Source organism: Sphaerisporangium sp. B11E5 (assembly GCF_039871875.1).
Lineage (GTDB): Bacteria > Actinomycetota > Actinomycetes > Streptosporangiales > Streptosporangiaceae > Sphaerisporangium.
The window spans coordinates 32,041-51,991 of record NZ_JBDPMD010000060.1; the positions used below are offsets into that span (position 1 = coordinate 32,041).

Consider the following 19,951-nt stretch of genomic DNA (forward strand, 5'->3'; position numbering starts at 1 on the left):
GGCCTTTCCTCGCCTCGGTGGCGCCCTTATATGCGGCAGGAAATGCATCGGTGGAGGCCGAAATGCCGTCCGGGTGCCTGAACGCGCATGCTGTGGAATAGAGCGAACCGCGAAATGCGACGATCGGGGAGGTACCTCGTGCCGAAGAAGGCGGAGTGGGCGGGCTACGGCCAAACCAGGGAACTGGTGGACGACATTGTTTCGGCCTGTCTGCTGCGGGGGTGGCAGGGGGAGACCTCCGCCCCCGCCCCTCCGGCGCTCACACGCTGGATGACAGAGGTGGTCGACGGCGTGCTGGAGCGTGTGCGTTCGCATCCGGACGAGGAGCAGGACGGACGCCCCGGCGCGGAGTCCCGCAGGTCCTTCCCCGGCGGGAACCTCTGGATGACGGCGGCGCTGTACGAGGTCGCGCTCGGCGCTCTGGCGTCACGTGAGGCGGTGACGGCGCGGTGGACCCTCGCCGAGTTGAGCGCCACGCTCCACCATGTGCTGGTCGAGCGGCTCACGCTCGCCGCGCTCGCCTCCGAGAGCGCGCGGTTCGAGCGGCTCCGCGCGTCGGCGCGGGAGGAGCGCAGACGCGTCGCCAGGGAACTCCACGACCGGGTGGGCCACGGGGTCCACCTCGCGCTCCGGCAACTGGACCTGTACGAGCGTTACGCGGCGAACGACCCGGACCAGGCGGCCGCGAAGCCGGCCGGGGCCGTCGACATGCTCGGCGAGGCACTCGTGACGACCCAGCAGCTCGCCACGGAGCTGCGGCGGCCCACGCGGGCGAGGACCTGGAGTACGCCTTGCGTGCCTACCTCGACATCTGCGCCCCCACAGTGAGCACGCAGGTCGCGTTCTCCGGCGACACCACCAGGCTCACCCCCGCCTCAACGAGGAGCTGTACCTGATCCTGCGCGAGGCGATCAGGAACGCGCTGCGCCACGCCGACCCCGGCGGGGTGACGTCACGCGTGGAGGTCACGGCGACGGAGGTGCGCGCGACGGTCTCCGACGACGGGGCGGGCTTCGACCCGGCGGGCACGGCGCGGGCCGGCGGCCTCACGGCCATGCGTGAACGGGCGGAGTCGCTGCGCGGCACGCTGACCGTGCTCAGGTCGCCGGCGGCGGCACCCTGGTCACCCTGGTGGTGCCGCTGGAGCGACCGGAGGAGCGGGGGGCGCTGGAGCGGCCGGAGGAGCGGGTGCCGCTGGAGCGGCCGGGGCCGCCGGAGACACAGGAGCCGCAGGAGGAGGAACCGCGATGCCGCGGGACCGTCTCGTGACCCCCATCAGGGTGGTGCTCGCCGACGACCACGCGTTGTTCGTCGAAGGGATGACGGAGGTCCTCTCCTGCCACGCCGGTGTGGAGGTGGTGGGCGAGGCGGCGACGGGGGAGCGCGCGATCGCGGTGACCCTGGAGACCCGGCCGGACGTGCTGCTGCTCGACGTCGAGATGCCGGGCCCCGGCGCCGCGGCCGTGATACGGCATCTGCGTGACGCGTGCCCGGAGACCTCCGCCGTCGTGCTCACCATGCACGACGACGCGGTGGTCATGCGTGAGCTCATCGACTGCGGCGCCGCCGCCTACCTCACCAAGGCGGTCCGCTCCGACGGCCTGGTCGCGGCGATGCGGGCGGTCCGCAGCGACCCCGCCACCGTGCCTCTGTCGGTCTCCAGGCGCACCCTCGGGCTGCTCGTCGCGCGCAGCGAGGAGGCGGCGCCCGTCCCGCTGACCGCCAGGGAGCGGGAGATCCTCGGCCTGGTGGCCCGCGCCATGAGCAACTCGGCGATCGCGGCCCTGCTCCCGCTCGCGCGCGGGCAGCCGGGCGAGGTCCAGGATCGCGTCCAGCAACGCCGCCGGGTCGCGGGGCGGGACGACACGGCCGAATCCCGTCGCCATGACGGGGTGACGTCCCCCGGGCAGGTCGGTGGTGACGCTCGGCACCCCCGCCATCATCGCCTCCGCCTGGACGATGCCGAACGACTCGGCGATCGAGGGCGGCGCGAAGACGTCGATCGACGCGTGGAAGTCCCGGATCGCCTGCCCGCGCAGCAACCCGAGGAAGCGGATGCGGCCGTCGTCGCCCGCCTCGTGCCGCAGCAGGCCGACGTTGCCGCCGCCGGCGACGTTCGTGTAGTCGCCGCCGATCAGCAGCCGGGCGTCCGGGTCGTCGAGCGCCCTGAACGCCCTGATCAGATACTCGATGCCCTTCTCGTCGGCGATCCTGCCGAGGAACCCCACGTGCAGGCCCGGCGTCTCACGCAGGGTGGGGTTTCCTCCGCCGCGTTCCTCGCACGGCGCGGGGATCGCCTCGACCGGCCGGGTGCGCAGCACCGGCCACAGCCGTGACCCGCGCGCCTGGTCGTCGCTGTTCACCACGACCAGGTCGGAACGGCGCAGCGCCACCCTCGCCGACGCGTCGGCGAAGCGCATCCCGAAGGCGTTGAGCACGCCGGGCGGCAGGAAGGCGTCGATGTGATAGGTCGTCACCGTCGGGACCCGCCGGGCACCCCAGCGGACCACCGCCGCCTCCGGCATCGGCACGTGCAGGTGCAGCAGCGACGAGCGGGCGGCCAGCCGGGCGGCGAGCAACGGCAGGCCGGGGCTGAGCACGCCCTTGCGCACCGCCGCCACGACCGGCGCGCGGAAGACGTGCACCCCGTTGATCACCTCGTGGTCCGGCAGGCGGCGGTCGTGCCGGGTGCAGGCGACCGCGACACCGCGGCCCCGCCCGGCCAGCCCTTCGGCGATGATCCGGGCGGACTCGGTCAGGCCGCTCACATAGGGCGCGTAGCAGTCCAGGGCCACAGCGACGTCGAAACGGCTCGGCGTCTTCATGATGCACTCCTAACGGCGCGGGTCGCGGTGTCGGGGCCGTGTCCGCGGCTCAGCGCACGGCCACGGAGAACACCTGGCCGAGGTGGTCGGAGAGCGTGCCGGCGGGTTCGAAGCGGTAGTCGCCCACCTGGGCTCCGGAACCGGCGAAAACCCAGTCCAGGCGCCACACCCGGGGGAACGGGTAGTCGGACGTCGGCCAGGACGAGGGGTACAGCGAGGACGAGGGGTACAGCGAGGACGAGGGGTACAGCGAGGACGAGGGGTACAGCGAGGACGAGGGGTCGGCGCGCCGGAAGCGCGGCCCGAGCCCGGCCATCCGGTCCAGCCCCATCCACGGGGAGTTGAAGTCGCCCGCGATCACGGCCGGATTCGGGTTGCGGGCCGTGTCGGCGCGCGACGCCGACAACTCGCCCTGCCGCGGCGCGTCCTGCTCGCCCGCGAAGCGGTAGAACTCCGCGCTCAGCGGGCTGTTCTCCCGGCGCCACGGCACGAACAGGTGCACGTTGTAGGCCGACAGGGTCTTCGCGCCCACCTTGATGTCGACGCGCTGGGCCTTGTTCCCCCGCCAGTACCAGTCCGTCCCGCCCGGGGGCACGGCCCGCGGGTACGTCGCCACGACCGGCAGCCGGGACAGCGTGACCAGCTCGCCTTCGGCCACGACGTGGTAGCCGGGGAACTCGGCCCGCAGGCGGGCGGTGTCGTCCACCCTGACCGGTCCCCGCACGTCGTCCCGGTGCAGGTACTCCGGCAGCAGGTAGACGTCCGCCCGCCGGCTGCGCAGGTAGGCGTAGAACTCGCCGGGGTCCTTGTCCTTGGTCCAGACGTCGGTGTTCCAGGCGAAGAACGTCACCCGGTCGCCCGAGCCCGCCGCCCCCGCCTCCGGCACGCCGAAGGTCAGCCCCGACATCGGCACACCCAGCGCGAGCACGGCCACCAGCAGCACCGACAGCGGGCGGCGCACGGGCCGCGTTGCCTGCCACAGCGACGACATCCGCTCGCGCACGAACCGGGCCAGGAGCTTCGGCACGCCCACGCTGAACGTCGCGTCGAGGCAGTCGAGGAAGTGCTTCACGTCGACGTCGGAGACGACCAGGGGCGGCCCTGCCACCAGAGGGCTGCGGCCGTTGAGGGTGTAGTAGGTGTAGATGTCGTGATCGCGGTAGAGGGCGTCGATCACCGCGCAGGTGACGAGCTTGGTCGCGAACAGCGGGTCCTTGGCCGGCCCCGCCGGCGCCAGACGTCCCACCAGGTCCAGGACCTTGACGTTGTTGCGCAGGAACACCCCCCACAACGCCCCCGCGGCGGTGACGTCGGCGACGATGCCGGGATGGTCGTGCTGGAGCCGCCGCGACCCCGGTCCCAGCATGCGCTCGATGCGGCGTGCCCGCCCGGGGAAGTCCTCCTCGACGGCGATGTTGATCGCCTCGATGGCCGTGGCGGTCTCCTCGCCGAAGCCGTAGTAGGTGGTGCTCGTGCTCTGCAACAGGGCGTCGGTGAGGTTCCCGTACGCCTTGGCGAAGATCGGGTCCCGCGCGACGTAGGCGGAGATGGATGATTTGCCGCCGCCGAAGGACTTGCTGGTGGTGAGCACGTCCGGGATCAGCCCGGGGTAGCGCATGAAATGGAAAAGCGTCCCCGTCTTCCCCCACCCGCTGTATATCTCGTCGAATATGAGCACGATGTCCTCCGCCGTGCAGAGCTCACGCAGCCCGCGGAGGAACTCCTCACCGCATCTGCGCATGGTGGAGGCGCTGAACGGCTCGATGAGAATGGCGTACACGTCGCACTTTCCCTTGGCGTTGCGCGCCCGTTTCACGGCGGCGCGCACCGCCTCCAGGTCGTCGTAGGGAAAGCTCACCACACCGGGGATCCCGGGAAAGGCGAAATGGTTCTGCGCGCCACCGGTGACGCTCCCCGAGCCGAGCAGTTTTCCGTGGAAACTGATGTCCGCGTGCATGATGGTGCCGCGCCGGCCGCCGTGGTACTTGTAGGCCAGCTTGATGGCCCCCTCGACCGCCTCGGCGCCCGAGTTGGGCAGGAAGGACTTGTTGAGGTCGCCGGGCAGCACCGCCGCGAGGTTGTGGCCGAGCGCCGCCAGGTAGGGCGAGAAGTAGGTCTTGTGCACCTCCATCCGCCTGGCTTCCTGAAACGCCTTCCTGGCCGCCAGGATACGCGGATGATTGTGCCCGTGGTTCAGCACGCCGACGCCGCCGGTGAAATCGAGGACCCGGCGCCCGTCGCGCATGTACAGATAAGCGCCCTCGGCGTGGTCGACGAGTTCCCGGCCGAAGCCGAACGACGTCATCAACGTGACCTGGCTCGAATTCACATGTGCGCGGTAAAGATCGTGGACCTCTCCGACGGAGAGCGCTTCGGCGTCCGCGACGGTCAGAAGCGCAGGAGCCGGAATTGTCATGCGTCCGCCTTCCAAATGCGTTGGAGTTGCACCGGAAATGTTCAGGCTTTTCGCATGCTAAAACGCCCGCCGACCGCCGCCTAGGTGGCAAATCACGCCCTACGACCCCTTGGCCCGCCCCCTCCCGCCCCCGGCGTGCCCCCTCGCGCGCACGTTGCCGGGGACGGCCACCGCCACCCCCGAGATCCTCAGGAGCTCCCCGGGCGGGTGGCGTGGCTCCCCTCCGGCAGACCTACGGCACGGCCGTCGGCCGCCGGCCGGCCTACGAGATCCACCGCGCGAAGCTGCCCGTGGCGGTCCACCGCGCGAAGCTGCCCGTGGTGGCGCCACGCCGGGCTGGGCACGTTAACATCCGCGCCGGCGCCGGCCGCCGCCGCTCACTGTTCGTGCACCTGGGCACACGCGTTCGAGTTTGTGCTGGTAGAAGCCCCATATCTGGTCGGTTCGCACGACGCCGACATGGCATTTAGGGCATGTCCGCAAGGTCGAAAAGGGTCTTGTGTGCGCAAACATTCTCAGTTACGTTAAGCGCCGGAAACGTAATCGATAACGTTTGCAATGGAAAGGGCCACATGGCCGAGGTGGGTGCGCCGGTGACGATGAGCGACGTCGCGCGAGCGGCGGGTGTCTCCACCGCGACCGTTTCGCGGGTGGTCAACGGGCGTTACGGCGTCAGCGCCAGCACCATCGCGCATGTGCGTTCGGCCATCGAGCGGCTCGGCTACGAGTCGAGTCTGGTGGCGACGAGCCTGCGGCGCAGCCGCACCAACGTCCTGGGCCTGGTGACCCACACCTTCCAGTCCTACACGGCTGAGGTGCTCAAGGGTGTGATGCGGTCGTTGAGCCGGTCGGGCTTCGATCTGATCATCTACGCCAACAGCGACCTCTACGAGACGTACTCAGAGGGCTGGGAGCAGCGCCACCTGACCCGCCTGTCGGGCACGCTCACCGACGGGTGCATCGTGGTCACGCCCTGGGGTGAGATGCGGAGCAGCACGCCGGTCGTGGTCATCGACCCGGTGCGGGGCTCGACGGTGCCGTCGGTGACGGCGGACAACCTCTCGGGTGCGACCTCGGCGGTCGAGCACCTGCTGGGCCTCGGTCATCGGCGTATCGGATTCATCGCGGGCCGTTCCAGCCTGGAGGCCGCGTGGTCGCGCGAGGAGGGGTACCGGAAGGCGCTGACCGCGGCCGGTGTCCCGGTCGACCCATCGTTGATCTGCAGAGGGGACTTCAATCCCGAGTCCGCCGTCCCGCTGGCGCACGCGTTGCTGGACAGGCCGGACCGCCCGACGGCGATCTTCGCGGCGAGCGACGGGATGGCGTTGAAGGTGCTGGATGTCGCCAGGGAGTTGGGGCTCGACTTACCCGGCGACCTGTCGGTGGTCGGGTTCGACAACATCCCGGAGGGGGCGTTCGCCGAGCCGGGGCTGACCACGGTGGACCAGTCGATGTACCGGCTCGGATACGAGGCCGCGCGCATGCTCAAGTCACTGGTGACCGGCGAATGGGAGGGCCGCAGTCGGATACAGCTCCCGACCAACCTGGTGGTCCGTGGCTCCACCGCACCACCGAGGAGCACTCCGAGACCATGACCCGCCCGCACAGACCCACTGTCCAGAAGCACCACAGGGGCAGGTGAAAGGCCCCACCCCGTGACGGAGGTGAGACACAGAAGTCAGGGCTACACACAGGAAAAACTAGGTCGGCAGCCGGGTCGCATCCGCTGCCGACCGTTACAGAAAGTGTGATTCGATGAAAGTCTATCACGGGAGCATGCGCCGCGATGACGTGCGCCGGTTCTCAGCGATGATCCTCGCCGGAGTGATGGCGATCGCGGCGGTGCTCCTCGCGCCGCGGCCCGCGGCGGCGGACACGCCGTGGCTGAGCGTGTCCGCGGACCGCTACGCGACGTTCAGTGTGCCCGCGGCCTGGGTCCAGGCCAACGTGGGCCAGGTGTCGCAGGTCGTCGTCGAGGGGAACTTCGGCCCCTCCTCCGCCTGGACGGAGTTCGGGCTGACCCGCCGGGGCGACGCCTGGTCGGGTGTCCTCGGCGCGCTCAAGCCGGGGCTGTACTACTACCAGGTCACGGCCGACGACACCAAGAGCTTCAAGGACCCGACGAACAGCGCCGGCGTGGCGTCCAAGCCGCTCTGGAGCACCTTCTTAGTACCGGGTGACTCGGCGCGCCTGCTCGCGGACGCGACTGAGGGACAGGGCGGCAAGGTCGGAAGCCTGGCCTACCGGACCGGTGCCGAGGAGCGCTCGGCTGTGGTGTGGACGCCGCCGGGGTACGCGGCCGGCGGCAAGCGGTACCCGGTGCTGTACCTGCGGTCCGGTGACGGCATGAGCGCCACCGACTGGTTCGACCTCGGCCGGGCCAAGCAGATCCTCGACAACCTGTCGGCCCAGGGTGACATGAGGCCGGCGGTGGTCGTGGTCAGCGACGGCGGGACGGACGACAAGGAGTCCAAGGACCTCCGGAAGGCGGTCGCGGACACCTACCGTGTCCATCACGACCGGGCGAACCAGGCGATCGCCGGTGTGTCCGAGGGCGGGACGCAGGCGCTGCGCGCCGCGCTGTCCGACCCGGGGCAGTTCGCCTACGCCGGCTCGTTCTCGGGTCTTCTGACGGAGAACACCGGCCGCGGGCACGCGCACGGGCTCAAGCTGCTGCGTCTGTACACCGGGAACGTGACCGACCCCGCGTACAACGCGACCGTGGCGCTGACGAAGTCGCTGGCCCGTGCCCATGTCAAGTACGAGTTCGACGGCGTCAACCCGGACGCCGGAGCGAACTGGAACGCCTGGCAGGAGAACCTGATCGACTTCCTGCCGCGCCTGTTCCGCAACGTGCGGGACCACGGTCCGAGCGACGGTCACGGAGCGCTGAAGGGACGGTTCGACCCGCCGGCGCCCGGCACCACGCCGACGCCGTTCGTGAAGGACGGCTTCGTCACCTTCGAGACCACGACGGACTACAAGGACGCCAAGCACGTCACGGTGTGGGGCAACTGGGCTCCCGGCGGGAGCTGGCTGCGCGTCCCGATGACCCGTGACGGCGACCGGTGGCGGGTGACCGTGGGACCGCTGGACCCGTGGTTCTACTACTACCGGTGGATCGTGGACCGGGTGGGGGTCAAGGACGCGTCGAACCCGACGAAGATCACCACCGAGCCCGCGTGGAGCACGTTCTTCATCCCCGGAGAGGCGGCGCGCCTGCTGTCCGACGTCCCCGCCGGGCAAGGCGGGAAGGTCGAGAGCCTGACGTACCAGAGCACCGTGGCCAACCAGGCCAGGACCGCGCTGGTGTGGACCCCGCCTGGCTACGACCCGAACCGCGCGGAGAAGTACCCCGTCCTCTACCTCCAGCACGGTGGCGGCCAGAACTACACCGACTGGACCGAGATGGGACGCGCCAAGCAGATCCTCGACCACCAGTTCCTCGACGGTGACCTGGTGCCGATGGTGGTCGTGATGGGCAACGGCAACTCGTCCAACTTCAACAAGGAACTGCTGGAGAACATCGTCCCGGCGGCCCGTGCCGGTTACAACATCTCCAGCGACCCGTCGCGGCAGGCCCTCGCCGGCCTTTCGATGGGCGGTGGGCAGTCGTTCGGCATCCTCAAGGCGTACCCGGGGCAGTTCGCCTACGTGGCGGCGTTCTCTGCCGGGTTCGGCAGCGCCACCGGCGTCGACGCGGCGGCCATCAACAACGGCACCAAGATGCTGCGCGTGTACGTCGGCGACCAGACCGACTTCGTGTACCCGTCGTTCATGGCCTCCCTGGCCACGATGGACAACCTCGGCATCCGGTACGAGTTCGACGGGGTCACCCCCGGGCCGCACGGCTGGGACGTGTGGCAGAAGAACCTCATCGACCTGGCGCCGCGTTTGTTCAAGCGCTAGGCAGGGCCCGTCGAGGGCGGCACCATCGGGGCCCCGGCGCCCCGGTGGTGCCCGCCGGGCACGGCAGCCTGCCGGGCGTTCACCTGAGGATCGGCACCGAGGACCGGGCGCGGGGGTGTGTCACCCGCGCCCGTCCCGGTCGATCACTCGGTCTCAGCGGTGGCGCACGAACCTTTGTGCGCTGCGATCCCGAAGGGGAGAACAATGAAAAGAAGAAGAAACCTGATAGCCGCCGCGGCCCTGCTCGCCGCCGTGGGCGCGCTCACCGCCTGTGCCCCCGACGCGGGCAAGAGCACCGGCGCCGGCGCGAGCGCGGGCGCGGGCAACGCCGGCGGGAACAACGCGAGCAGTTGCACGAACACGATCACCAAGAAGGAACTGCCGGTCGTGACGATGTGGGGCTGGTACCCCAACATGCAGCTCGCGGTCGACAACTTCAACAAGCTGAACGGCGAGGTGCAGATCTGCTGGACCAATGTCGGCCAGGGTGGTGACGAGTACCAGAAGTTCCAGACGGCCATCTCGGCGGGCACCGGCGCGCCCGATGTGATCATGGTCGAGATGGACCGTATCCCGACCTTCCAGATCCAGAACGCGCTCGTCGACATCAAGAAGTACGGCTACGACAACGTCAAGGCCAACTTCAGCGAGGGCGCGTGGAAGGACGTCTCGGTCGGCGACGCGGTCTACGGCGTGCCGGTCGACGGCGGCCCGCTGGCGATGATCTACCGGAAGGACATCTTCGACAAGTACAAGATCACGCCGCCGAAGACCTGGGCCGAGTACGAGCAGGCCGCGCAGAAGGTGAAGGACGCGGGCGGCCCGCTGTTCGGCGATCTCGGTGCGAACGTGTCGGCCCTGACGATGGCGCTGCAGATCCAGAAGGGGGCCGTTCCGTTCACCTATGACCCGACGCAGCCGAAGTCGATCGGCGTCAAGCTGAACGACCAGGCGTCCAAGGACGTGCTCGACTACTGGGGGCGTCTCGCGAAGAACGGCTTGGTCGGCACGCAGGACCAGTTCACCCCGGAGTACATCGCCGGCGTGATCAACGGCAAGTACGCGACGTACATCTCGGCGGCCTGGGCGCCCGGGTACCTCACCGGCGCCGGCGTCGGCAAGGGCAAGGACACCGGCAAGTTCGCGGTGGCGCCGCTCCCGCAGTGGGACCCCGCCAACCCGGTGCACGTGAACTGGGGCGGGTCCGCCTTCTCCGTGACGAGCCAGGCGAAGAACCCCGAACTCGCGGCCAAGGTGGCGTACGGCTTCTACGCCGACAAGGAGACGCTCACCGACGGCTGGAAGAACCAGATCATCTTCCCGCTGAACCTCACGGCGCTGAAGTCCCCCGAGTTCGTGGACGCGAAGGTGGAGTTCTTCGACGGCCAGCAGGCGAACAAGGAGGTCTACGTCCCCGCGGCGGACGGCTACAAGGGCATGACCTACAGCCCCTTCGGCCAGTACTACTTCGACGCCATGACGAAGCAGGTCAGTGCCATGATCGAGGGCTCCGTCACCGGTTCGCAGGCCGCCGACAAGCTGCAGGAGGACGTGGCCGCGTACGCCAAGGAACAAGGATTCACCGTTCAGTGACGACCAGGGTGGGCCACGCCGTCCTCGGCCGGCCGGCCCACCCGAGATCCTCTAGCATCACATCCCGGAGCCCGAAATGACCCTCCTGATCGAGGAGAGCGCACCGCGCACTCAAGAGAAGACACAAAAGGCCCACAGCAAGGTGCGCCTCCGTGAGCACCTGATGGGGTGGCTCTTCGTCGGGCCGTTCGGGCTCGTCTTCCTGGCGCTTCTCATCGCGCCACTCGGGTACGCGCTGTACATCAGTCTCTGGCAGAAGAAGCTGATCGGCGGCACCAGTTTCGTCTTCCTGGACAACTACGTGAAGGCGTTCACCGACCCGAGCTTCCTCACCGGGACGTGGTTCGTCATCCGCTTCTCGCTGGTCGCCATCCCGCTGCAGATCGTCGTGGCGCTCGCGATGGCCCTCATCCTCGACGCCGTGACGACCAGGTTCACCCGCTTCTCCCGCCTCATGATCTTCCTGCCCTACGCGATCCCGACCGTCATCGGGGCCGTCATGTGGGGTTTCCTGTACAGCAAGAGCTTCGGCCCGCTCACCGACATCTTCGGGTTGTTCGGCACCGAGGCACCCGACTTCTTCAGCAGCAACCTCATCTTCTACGCCCTGATCAACGTGGTGACCTGGCAGTGGGCCGGCTACTACATGATCATTATTTACGCGGCCCTGCAGGGCATCGACCCGGCGCTCTACGAGGCCGCCCGCATCGACGGCGCCGGGAAGTGGCAGGTCGCGCTGCGGATCAAGATCCCGCTGATCGCCCCCGCGCTGCTCCTCATCCTGGTCTTCTCGCTCATCGGCACCCTGCAGTTCTTCAACGAACCGCAGATCCTGCGTTACCTCGCGGCCGGCACGATCGGACCGGAATTCACCCCCAACATGTACGCGTACCAGCAGGCGTTCGCACTCGCGAACTTCAACTACGGATCGGCGATCTCCTTCGCTCTCGGCGGGATCGTATTCGTCTGCGTCTACGCCTTCCTGTTCTTCACCCGCAAGCGGAGGAGTTTCCTCTGATGACCGCCCCCTCCCGCACCGCCGGACGCCAGAGGCCGCAACGCCACCTGCCCCTGCAGGTGCTTCTCGGCTTCCTCGTCGTGTACTTCCTCGTGCCGTTCTGGTGGGTCATCGTCAACAGCTCCAAGGACGCCCCCGGCCTGTTCGGCGGCGGCAACACCTTGTGGTTCACCGATCAGATCGACTATCTCGGGAACCTCACCAAGCTGTTCACCTACGACGGCGGCATCTACGGCAGGTGGATCCTCAACTCCACGCTGTACGCCCTGGCGGGCGGCGTCGGCGCCACGATCCTGTCCGTCCTGGCGGGCTACGGATTCGCCAAGTACCGTTTCGCCGGCAGGCGTTTCAGCTTCTCCGTCATGCTGGGCGCGCTGATGGTCCCCTCGACCGCCCTGGTGATCCCGACCTTCATCATGTTCTCCGGGCTCGGCCTCACGAACACGATCTGGGCGGTGATCCTGCCGTCGCTCCTCAACCCGTTCGGCGTCTACCTGATGCACATCTACGCCCGCGACGCCGTCCCCGAGGAGATCCTCGACGCCGCCCGGGTCGACGGCGCCGGTGAACTGCGCACCTTCTTCCGGGTCGCCTTCCCGCTGATGCGCCCCGCCGTGGTCACCGTGCTGCTGCTGTCGGCCGTGGCCTCCTGGAACAACTACTTCCTGCCCCTGGCCATGCTCTCCGACAACCGCCTCTTCCCGGTCACCGTCGGACTCGGCGTCTGGCAGGGGATCGCCTCGGCGAACAACGCGGGCAGCACGTCGCTGTGGAGCCTCATCATCCTGGGCGCCCTCGTGTCCGTGATCCCCCTCATCATCGCCTTCTTCACCCTCCAGCGACACTGGCGCGGCGGCTTGTCCGTCGGAGGTCTGAGGTAGGCGACGGACAGCCTCAAACCGTCGCCGGCGTACCGCGGCAACGTCAACGCGCACGCGTGGACACCGCCGTGGACGCCGGCGACGGCGCGTGTCGGCCCGGTTTCTTGTCGCCGGTGGCGGCGTCGTTCCCCGCCGTCGCCGATGCCGGCGTCGTTCCCCGCCGGCGGGAACACACCATCTGAACGTCGCGGACGGCGGCACCTGCCGTGCACCACCACTGGCAGCAGAGGAACCGCCTCGCGGACTCAGTGTGGAAATCTCGCCGACATGTGTCAAGCCTGCCCGAAGGTCGCGGCGCGCCCTGCCCGGCCTTCCCCCCGCGCATCTCTGTGCCACGGCGTCCGGGGCCTCCCGTTCTGATCGTCACGTCAGGCGGCGGGAACGGTGAAATTTTCATCACTACACCGTCACCAGGCGGAGGGGGCGACCTGTGAAGACGTCAGGTGATCCGAGCCCGCCGCCGCCTCCCCGCCGGCACGCCGTGTGACGTCTCTTGACGGCTCTTCCTCTCGCGGTATTAGATCCGCTCCACCACCACGACGACCATCCGGCGGAATACGTCACACGGCATCGGAGGGCAGAGTGTTAGCGCTCACATTGCAAGGGTCGCGTCTGGGGCGTTAGCCCAGGATCGTGAACGAGAGCGCCGGCAGTGCGCCGAGGTCGCCACGTCCGTCCGGGGGCCCGCCACCTATGACCTTCGTGGTAAGCGAGCCGAAGTTCGAGCTTCGCTGTTAACGCTAACAGAAATAGCCGGGCGGGCAGCGATTTCAACTCCCGGAAGAGGTTGACATGCGTAAGCGGAGACGGTGGTTCACGGCGGCCCTCCTGGTTGTGGCCACGGCGGCCCTGAGCGCCGTGCTGGAGACGGGCGTCGCGGGCGCGGAGTCCAACGGCGGGGTGCGGGTGATGCCGCTGGGTGATTCGATCACCGAGGGCACGCAGGTGCCGGGCGGGTACCGCATCGGGTTGTGGCAGCGGCTGGTGGGGGGCCGGTACACGGTGGATTTCGTGGGGTCGCAGTTCAACGGGCCGTCCAGCCTGGGGGATCATGACCATCAGGGGCATCCGGGGTGGCGTATCGATCAGATCGACGCGAACGTCGTGGGCTGGTTGCGTACCCAGAACCCGCGGACGGTGCTGGTGCACATCGGGACCAACGACGTGCTGCAGAACTACAACGTCGGTGGGGCGCCGGGGCGGTTGTCCACGTTGATCGACCGCATCACCGCGACCGTGCCGAACGCGGACGTGTTCGTCGCGACCATCATCCCGCTGTCGAACTCCGGTCAGGCGGCGGCGGCGCGTACCTTCAACGCGGCCATTCCCGGGATCGTGCAGAGCAAGGTGAACAGCGGCAAGCGGGTGCACCTGGTCGACATGCACGCGGCGCTGACCACGGGCGACCTCATCGACGGCGTGCACCCGACCGCGGGCGGCTACGACAAGATGGCCGCCACCTGGTACCGGGCCCTGCAGTCGGTGCCCGGCAGCATCGGCGAGCCCGGCACCGGCACCCCGACGCCCACGCCGACCCCCACCTCCACGTCCACCAGCGCGATCCGGGGAGTGGGCTCGGGCAGGTGCCTGGACGTCGCCAACGTCGCGCAGACCAACGGCACACCGGTGCAGATCTGGGACTGCAACGGCCAGGTCAACCAGCGGTGGACACCGACGAGCGCCGGTGAGCTGCGGGTGTACGGCAACAAGTGCCTCGACGTGGCCAACATGGCGACCGCCGACGGCAGCCAGGTGCACATCTGGGACTGCAACGGGCAGAGCAACCAGAAGTGGCGGTTCAACAGCGACGGCAGCATCACCGCCGTCGGAGCGAACAAGTGCCTCGACGTGCCGAACTACTCCACCGCCAACGGCGTGAGGCTCCAGATCTGGTCCTGCAACGGCGCCGCCAACCAGCGCTGGACCCGTGTCTGAGCCGGCACGTCCTTCGATGACAAGGACCCCCTCGTGAAACGGAAGCTCAGCGCGATACTCGCCGTGACCGTCCTCCCCTTCGTGGTCGCGAGCGTTCTCCTCGGCATCAACCCCGCCACGGCCGCCTCGCTCACCCGGGTGACGAACTTCGGCAACAACCCCACGAACCTGAACATGTATTGGTATGTCCCGGACAACGTGGCCGCACGGCCCGCTCTGCTGCTCCTGGTCCACTACTGCGGCGGTTCGGCCGGCGGGATCTTCAACGGCAACGGCCACGACTTCGTGACGGCGGCGGATCGGTACGGGTACGTGATCGTGCTGCCGGAGGCGACCCGTGAGGGACGCTGCTTCGATGTGTCCACGCCGGCCGCGCTGCGGCGTGACGGTGGCGGGGACTCCACCGGGATCATGTCGATGGTGGCCTATGCCCGGCAGCGCTACAACGTCGACCCGGCCCGTATCGTGGTCGGCGGGTTCTCCTCCGGTGCGATGATGACCAACGTCCTGGCCGCGCAGTACCCCGATGTGTTCTCCGCCGCGTCCGCGTTCTCCGGGGTGCCGGCCGGGTGCTTCGCCACCACCAACGGGTCGCTGTGGAACAGCCAGTGCTCGGGCGGCAACCTCATCAAGACCGCCCAGCAATGGGGCGACCAGGCCCGCGCCATGTACCCCGGCTACACCGGCCCCTACCCCCGCATGCAGACCTGGCACGGCACCACCGACACCACGCTCGCCTACCCCAACTTCGGCGAGCAGATCAAACAGTGGACCAACCTCCACGGCCTCAGCCAGACCCCGGCCTACACCGACCGCCCGCAGTCCTCCTGGACCCGCACCCGCTACGGCGCGACCGGGACCAGGGCCACCGTGGAGGGAATCAGCATCAGCGGCGTCGGCCATCAGCTCCCCATGGCCGGCATGCTGAACTACGCCGTCTCCTTCCTCGGCCTCGACTCCACCGGCACGCCGACGCCGACGCCGACGCCGACGCCGACGCCGACCCCGACGCCGACCCCGACCGTGACTCCGACCGTGACCCCGACCCCGACGCCGACGGGTGGCGGTAGCGGCCAGATCAGAGGTGTCGGCTCCGGCCGTTGCGTGGACGTGCCGGGCTCCAGCACCACCGACGGCACCCAGGTGCACCTGTGGGACTGCCACAGCAACGCCAACCAGCAGTGGACCCACACCTCCGCCCAGGAGTTCCGCGTCTACGGCAACAAGTGCCTGGACGCCGGCGGCTCCGCCAACGGCGCCAGGGTGCAGATCTACGGCTGCCACGGCGGCAACAACCAGAAGTGGCGCCTCAACGCCGACGGGACCATCACCGGCGTGCAGTCCGGCCTGTGCCTGGACGCCTCCAACGCGGCGACGGCCAACGGCACCCTCATCCAGCTCTACACCTGCCACGGCGGCAACAACCAGAAGTGGACGAGGAGCGGGGTCCGATGAAAAGGATCCTGCGTTACGCGCTGGCGGCCACGCTGGCCGCCGGTTCCCTGGTCGGGGCCGGCGGCGCGGCGTCGCCGGCCGCGGCCCTGGACAACGGCCTGGCCCGTACGCCCCAGATGGGCTGGAACGACTGGAACACCTTCGGCTGCAACGTCAACGAGACCCTCATCCGGCAGACCGCGGACGTCATGGTCTCCAGCGGCATGGCGGCGGCGGGCTACGAGTACGTCAACATCGACGACTGCTGGTCCACCCGCAGCCGCAACTCCAGCGGGGACCTGGTCGCGGATCCGCAGAAGTTCCCCAGCGGGATCAAGAACCTCGCCGATTACGTCCACTCGAAAGGACTGAAGCTCGGCATCTACTCCTCGGCGGGAACCACGACCTGCGCGGGGTACCCGGCCAGCCTGGGCTACGAACAGCGGGACGCGGCCCTCTGGGCGTCCTGGGGGATCGACTACCTCAAGTACGACAACTGCGGCGACCATCAGGGCAGGAGCGGGCAGCAGAGATACACGGCCATGCGTGACGCGCTGGCCGCCACCGGCCGCCCGATCGTGTACAGCCTGTGCAACTGGGGCCAGGAGAGCGTGTGGACCTGGGGGATGCCCGTGGGCAACTCCTGGCGGACGACCGGGGACATCCAGGCCAACTGGAGCTCCGTCATGGGCATCCTGGACCGCCAGGTAGGGCTCGAGGCGTACTCGGGGCCGGGCGGCTGGAACGACCCCGACATGCTGGAGGTGGGCGTCGGCTCCATGACCGCCACGGAGTCGCGGGCGCACTTCAGCCTCTGGTCGCTGCTGAACGCTCCGCTCATCGCGGGCAACGACATCCGCTCGATGAGCGCCGAGACCCGGGCCATCCTCACGAACACCGAGGTCATCGCCGTCAACCAGGACTGGGGCGGCCGGCAGGGCCACAAGATCAGCGACAACGGGAACCTGGAGGTGTGGCGCAAGCCGATGTCGAACGGCTCGGTCGCGGTCGTGCTGCTCAACCGGGGCAGCGGTACGGCGACGGTGTCCACCACCGCCTCCGCCCTCGGGCTCGGCGCCGCGTCCTCCTACTCCGTGCGCGACCTGTGGGCGCACACGACCGGTACCTCGTCCGCGACGATCAGTGCGTCGGTGCCCGGTCACGGAGCCGCCATGTACATCGTGAGCGGAGGGGGCACACCTCCGTCCACGTACACGATCCGGACCGCGACCTCGGGCCGGTGCCTGGACGTCACGGGTGCCTCGCAGGCCAGTGGCGCTCAGGCGCAGATCTGGGACTGCAACGGGCAGAGCAACCAGCAGTGGACGCCGACCAGTACGGGTGAGCTGCGCGTGTACGGCGGCAAGTGCCTGGATGTGTACAACCGGGGCACCGCCGACAACACATCGGTGATCATCTGGGACTGCAACGGCCAGACCAACCAGCAGTGGAGGTTCAACGCCGACGGCACCGTCACCGCCGTCGGAGCGAACAAGTGCCTGCACGTGCCGAACAACGCCGGCGCCAACGGCACCGAACTCGTCATCTGGTCCTGCAACGGCGGCACCGGCCAGCGCTGGAATCGCGTCTGACGCGACGGCCTTCTGCCCGGCATTCTCCTGGCCGAGCCAGGCCGGGCAGAATGCCGTCCGCGACGGCGCCGGCACCCCGGAAACGGCGCCGCAACTGAGGTGAAAGCCGGTCCGTTACCGCTAACATCAGAGGGCTAGAAGAAAGAAAGGGGTCATATATGTCGGATTCGGTGGATTCTACGGCCACTGAGCTCCTTAAACGGCTCAACACCAAGATCCCGCACTCGGCACGCATATACGACTACCTGTTGGGCGGCAAGGACAACTTCGCGGCCGACCGCGAGGCGGCCGAGCAGCTCGTCAAGCTGTCGCCGGGCACCCGTGAAGGCGTTCTCGCGCACCGCGCCTTCCTCCGCCGGGCGGTGCGTCACCTCGCCGCGGACGCGCAGATGACACAGTTCCTCGACATCGGCACAGGCATCCCCACCCAGGGCAACACCCACGAGATCGCCCAGCAGGTCAATGCTGAGGCCCGCATCGCCTACGTGGACAACGACCCCATCGTCCTGGTGCACGGCCGCGCCCTGCTGGCCGGCAGCCCCACCGGGATGACCACGGTGATCGAGGCGGACCTCCGGGAGCCCAAGGCGATCCTCTCCCATCCCCAGGTCCAGGCGGCGATCGACTTCGATCGCCCGGTGGCCGTCATCCTGGCGGGGGTCATGCACTTCATCACCGACGAGGAGAATCCGTACGACCTGGTCGAGCAGTACAAGGCCGCTGTGCCCAGCGGCAGCCATCTGCTGCTGTCGCACATCACGCTCGACTTCGCCCCCAGCCTGCCGAACGACGAGTTCACCAAGCCCTACGACAAGAGCACCGCCCCCATGGTCCCCCGCACCCTGGCCGACGTGGTGCGGTTCTTCGACGGCTGGCGCGTCATCGACCCCGGTGTGGTGGAAGTGGTGCGGTGGCGCCCGGACCGCAACCAGGCGTCGATCCCCGGCGGCGGCCATGCCTGGGCGTACGGCGGCATCGCCGTCAAACCCTGAACAAAACGATTAGCCGCCACCGGCCGGCCCCGAGGCGCCCGACACACGCACGGCGAACTCGACAGAGAAAGAAATCTCCGTAACGGCGGCGTGTTAGCGCTCACCGGCAATGGCCGGCAGAAAGCAGCTCCGTGACCTGTGAATCCTTGGCGGCTGCCGCGTCGGCGAGCCGGTTCTCACAGCCGCGAAGGTGGGGGTGGAGGCAGAGTGGAACGGCATACCGGATTCCTCATCGGCGTCGACGTCACGACCATGGTCACGGTTGTGGCCACGGCGTTGTCCATGGTCGTGGCACCCGTGCCGGGGGCGACGGCGGCGGCCCTCACCCAGGTGACCGGCTTCGGCCCCAACCCCGGCGACATCGAGATGTACCTCTACGTCCCGGACAAGGTGGCACCTCGCCCGGGAGTGCTGGTGGCGATGCACGGCTGCGACGGCTCGGCCGTCGCCTTCCACCAGGACACGGAGTTCGCGTCGCTGGCCGACCGCTACGGCTTCATCGTCATCTATCCGCAGGCGAACAAGAGCGCCAACGGCCTGTCGAAATGCTTCGACGTGTGGTCGGACGAGGCCCTGCGCCACGGCGGCGGCAGCGACCCCGTGTCGATCGTCTCCATGGTGGACCACGTGGTCCGGCGCCACCACGCCGATCCGCGGCGGGTGTTCGCCACCGGCTTCTCCTCCGGGGCGATGCAGACCAACAACCTGCTCGCCACCTACCCGGACGTGTTCACCGCCGGCGCGCCGTTCTCCGGCGTGCCCTACGGCGGCCTCGGACCCGGCGGCTGGGGCGACAGGACGCCACAGGAGTGGGGTGACCTGGTGCGCGGCGCCTACCCCGGCTACTCCGGTCCCCGGCCCCGGGTGATGGCATGGCACGGCACCGTCGACTCCGTGCTGCCCTACGCGCTGCTGCGGAGGCAGGTCGACCAGTGGACGAACGTGTGGGGGCTGAGCCAGAGCCCCGCCTCCACCACCTCCCCGCAGCCGGACTGGACCCGGCGGGTCTACGGCTCCGGCCAGGTCGAGGCGTACACCGTCACCGGAGGCGACCACAACCTGCCGCTGCCGGGGATGGCCGCCCACGCCATCCGCTTCTTCGGCCTGGACCGCGCCAGGACGCCGTAGTCGCGAGCACCGCCGCCACGGCCGGACCGGCCCGTCGCGTCGTCACCTCCGCGCCGGCCCGGGTCGCCCGAGCTCGCCCGGGGAGACGACCGGGCCGGCGCGGCTGTCGGTTCAGCGGTAGCCGGCGGTGGTGATGTTGGCTTGGATGGCGTTCTCGGTGGCGTCGGTGGGGTAGCCGGTGACCATGGCGCCTTCGTAGAAGGTGCCGGCGCTGAGGTTGGCGCCGCC

The 19,951-nt window shown here is 68.9% G+C and carries 14 protein-coding genes; 11 read left to right on the top strand and 3 right to left on the bottom strand.

All coding sequences use genetic code 11. The features are described from left to right. The first annotated feature begins 138 nt into the window (after positions 1-138). Positions 139-828 carry a histidine kinase gene (locus tag ABGB17_RS34310; protein WP_347637661.1) on the top strand — a complete coding sequence of 230 codons (690 nt, stop codon included), beginning with the start codon at positions 139-141 and terminating at the stop codon, positions 826-828. Between the two features lie 36 nt (positions 829-864). On the opposite strand, the gene ABGB17_RS34315 is transcribed toward ABGB17_RS34310, so the two are convergent. From ABGB17_RS34315 to ABGB17_RS34325, 3 genes are read right to left on the bottom strand one after another with little or no spacing between them, the layout of a single operon-like run. Then, entirely contained in the window at positions 865-1,056 is a 192-nt protein-coding gene (locus ABGB17_RS34315) for a hypothetical protein (RefSeq protein ID WP_347637663.1), read from the bottom strand. A 41-nt stretch (positions 1,057-1,097) separates the two neighbouring features. Then, entirely contained in the window at positions 1,098-2,825 is a 1,728-nt protein-coding gene (locus ABGB17_RS34320) for a glycosyltransferase (protein WP_347637665.1), read from the bottom strand. A gap of 49 nt (positions 2,826-2,874) precedes the next feature. Next, a complete protein-coding gene (locus ABGB17_RS34325; RefSeq protein WP_347637667.1) occupies positions 2,875-5,154 on the bottom strand; it encodes an aminotransferase class III-fold pyridoxal phosphate-dependent enzyme in 2,280 nt (759 codons plus the stop codon). A 659-nt stretch (positions 5,155-5,813) separates the two neighbouring features. On the opposite strand from ABGB17_RS34325, the gene ABGB17_RS34330 reads away from it, so the two are divergent. The 10 genes from ABGB17_RS34330 (at position 5,814) to ABGB17_RS34375 (ending at position 19,723) form a co-directional block, all read left to right on the top strand. Beyond that, a complete protein-coding gene (locus ABGB17_RS34330) occupies positions 5,814-6,836 on the top strand; it encodes a LacI family DNA-binding transcriptional regulator (RefSeq protein ID WP_347637669.1) in 1,023 nt (340 codons plus the stop codon). A gap of 181 nt (positions 6,837-7,017) precedes the next feature. Then, the gene (locus ABGB17_RS34335) at positions 7,018-9,150 is read left to right on the top strand and encodes an alpha/beta hydrolase-fold protein (protein ID WP_347637671.1); all 2,133 of its coding nucleotides are present in this window, start codon (positions 7,018-7,020) and stop codon (positions 9,148-9,150) included. Positions 9,151-9,354: 204 nt separating this feature from the next. After that, positions 9,355-10,743 carry an extracellular solute-binding protein gene (locus ABGB17_RS34340; RefSeq protein WP_347637673.1) on the top strand — a complete coding sequence of 463 codons (1,389 nt, stop codon included), beginning with the start codon at positions 9,355-9,357 and terminating at the stop codon, positions 10,741-10,743. A gap of 76 nt (positions 10,744-10,819) precedes the next feature. Then, positions 10,820-11,761 (top strand): sugar ABC transporter permease, encoded by a 942-nt coding sequence (locus ABGB17_RS34345; RefSeq protein ID WP_347637675.1) that lies wholly within the window; start codon positions 10,820-10,822, stop codon positions 11,759-11,761. Beyond that, complete coding sequence (locus ABGB17_RS34350) at positions 11,761-12,642, top strand: carbohydrate ABC transporter permease (protein ID WP_347637677.1); 882 nt, start codon at positions 11,761-11,763, stop codon at positions 12,640-12,642. The genes ABGB17_RS34345 and ABGB17_RS34350 overlap by 1 nt, the downstream gene beginning before the upstream one ends. 792 nt (positions 12,643-13,434) lie before the next feature. Then, positions 13,435-14,577, top strand: a complete 1,143-nt coding sequence (locus ABGB17_RS34355; protein WP_347637679.1) for a lectin — start codon at positions 13,435-13,437, stop codon at positions 14,575-14,577. A gap of 33 nt (positions 14,578-14,610) precedes the next feature. Further along, complete coding sequence (locus ABGB17_RS34360) at positions 14,611-16,032, top strand: PHB depolymerase family esterase (protein WP_347637681.1); 1,422 nt, start codon at positions 14,611-14,613, stop codon at positions 16,030-16,032. Then, positions 16,029-17,603, top strand: coding sequence for a ricin-type beta-trefoil lectin domain protein (locus tag ABGB17_RS34365; protein WP_347637683.1), 1,575 nt, complete (start codon positions 16,029-16,031; stop codon positions 17,601-17,603). The genes ABGB17_RS34360 and ABGB17_RS34365 overlap by 4 nt, the downstream gene beginning before the upstream one ends. A gap of 158 nt (positions 17,604-17,761) precedes the next feature. Then, positions 17,762-18,595: an SAM-dependent methyltransferase gene (locus ABGB17_RS34370; protein ID WP_347637685.1), complete on the top strand. Its 834-nt coding sequence runs from the start codon at positions 17,762-17,764 to the stop codon at positions 18,593-18,595. Between the two features lie 207 nt (positions 18,596-18,802). After that, complete coding sequence (locus tag ABGB17_RS34375; RefSeq protein ID WP_347637687.1) at positions 18,803-19,723, top strand: PHB depolymerase family esterase; 921 nt, start codon at positions 18,803-18,805, stop codon at positions 19,721-19,723. Positions 19,724-19,951: the final 228 nt, after the last annotated feature.

What these genes read in the sequence shown, in the direction of transcription:
- ABGB17_RS34340 (WP_347637673.1), top strand. Translation starts at nt 9,355, where the DNA reads ATGAAAAGAAGAAGAAACCTGATAGCCGCCGCGGCCCTGCTCGCCGCC.
- ABGB17_RS34365 (WP_347637683.1), top strand. Translation starts at nt 16,029, where the DNA reads ATGAAAAGGATCCTGCGTTACGCGCTGGCGGCCACGCTGGCCGCCGGT.
- ABGB17_RS34350 (WP_347637677.1), top strand. Translation starts at nt 11,761, where the DNA reads ATGACCGCCCCCTCCCGCACCGCCGGACGCCAGAGGCCGCAACGCCAC.
- ABGB17_RS34355 (WP_347637679.1), top strand. Translation starts at nt 13,435, where the DNA reads ATGCGTAAGCGGAGACGGTGGTTCACGGCGGCCCTCCTGGTTGTGGCC.
- ABGB17_RS34330 (WP_347637669.1), top strand. Translation starts at nt 5,814, where the DNA reads ATGGCCGAGGTGGGTGCGCCGGTGACGATGAGCGACGTCGCGCGAGCG.
- ABGB17_RS34315 (WP_347637663.1), bottom strand. Translation starts at nt 1,056, where the DNA reads ATGGCCGTGAGGCCGCCGGCCCGCGCCGTGCCCGCCGGGTCGAAGCCC.
- ABGB17_RS34320 (WP_347637665.1), bottom strand. Translation starts at nt 2,825, where the DNA reads ATGAAGACGCCGAGCCGTTTCGACGTCGCTGTGGCCCTGGACTGCTAC.
- ABGB17_RS34345 (WP_347637675.1), top strand. Translation starts at nt 10,820, where the DNA reads ATGACCCTCCTGATCGAGGAGAGCGCACCGCGCACTCAAGAGAAGACA.
- ABGB17_RS34370 (WP_347637685.1), top strand. Translation starts at nt 17,762, where the DNA reads ATGTCGGATTCGGTGGATTCTACGGCCACTGAGCTCCTTAAACGGCTC.
- ABGB17_RS34335 (WP_347637671.1), top strand. Translation starts at nt 7,018, where the DNA reads ATGCGCCGCGATGACGTGCGCCGGTTCTCAGCGATGATCCTCGCCGGA.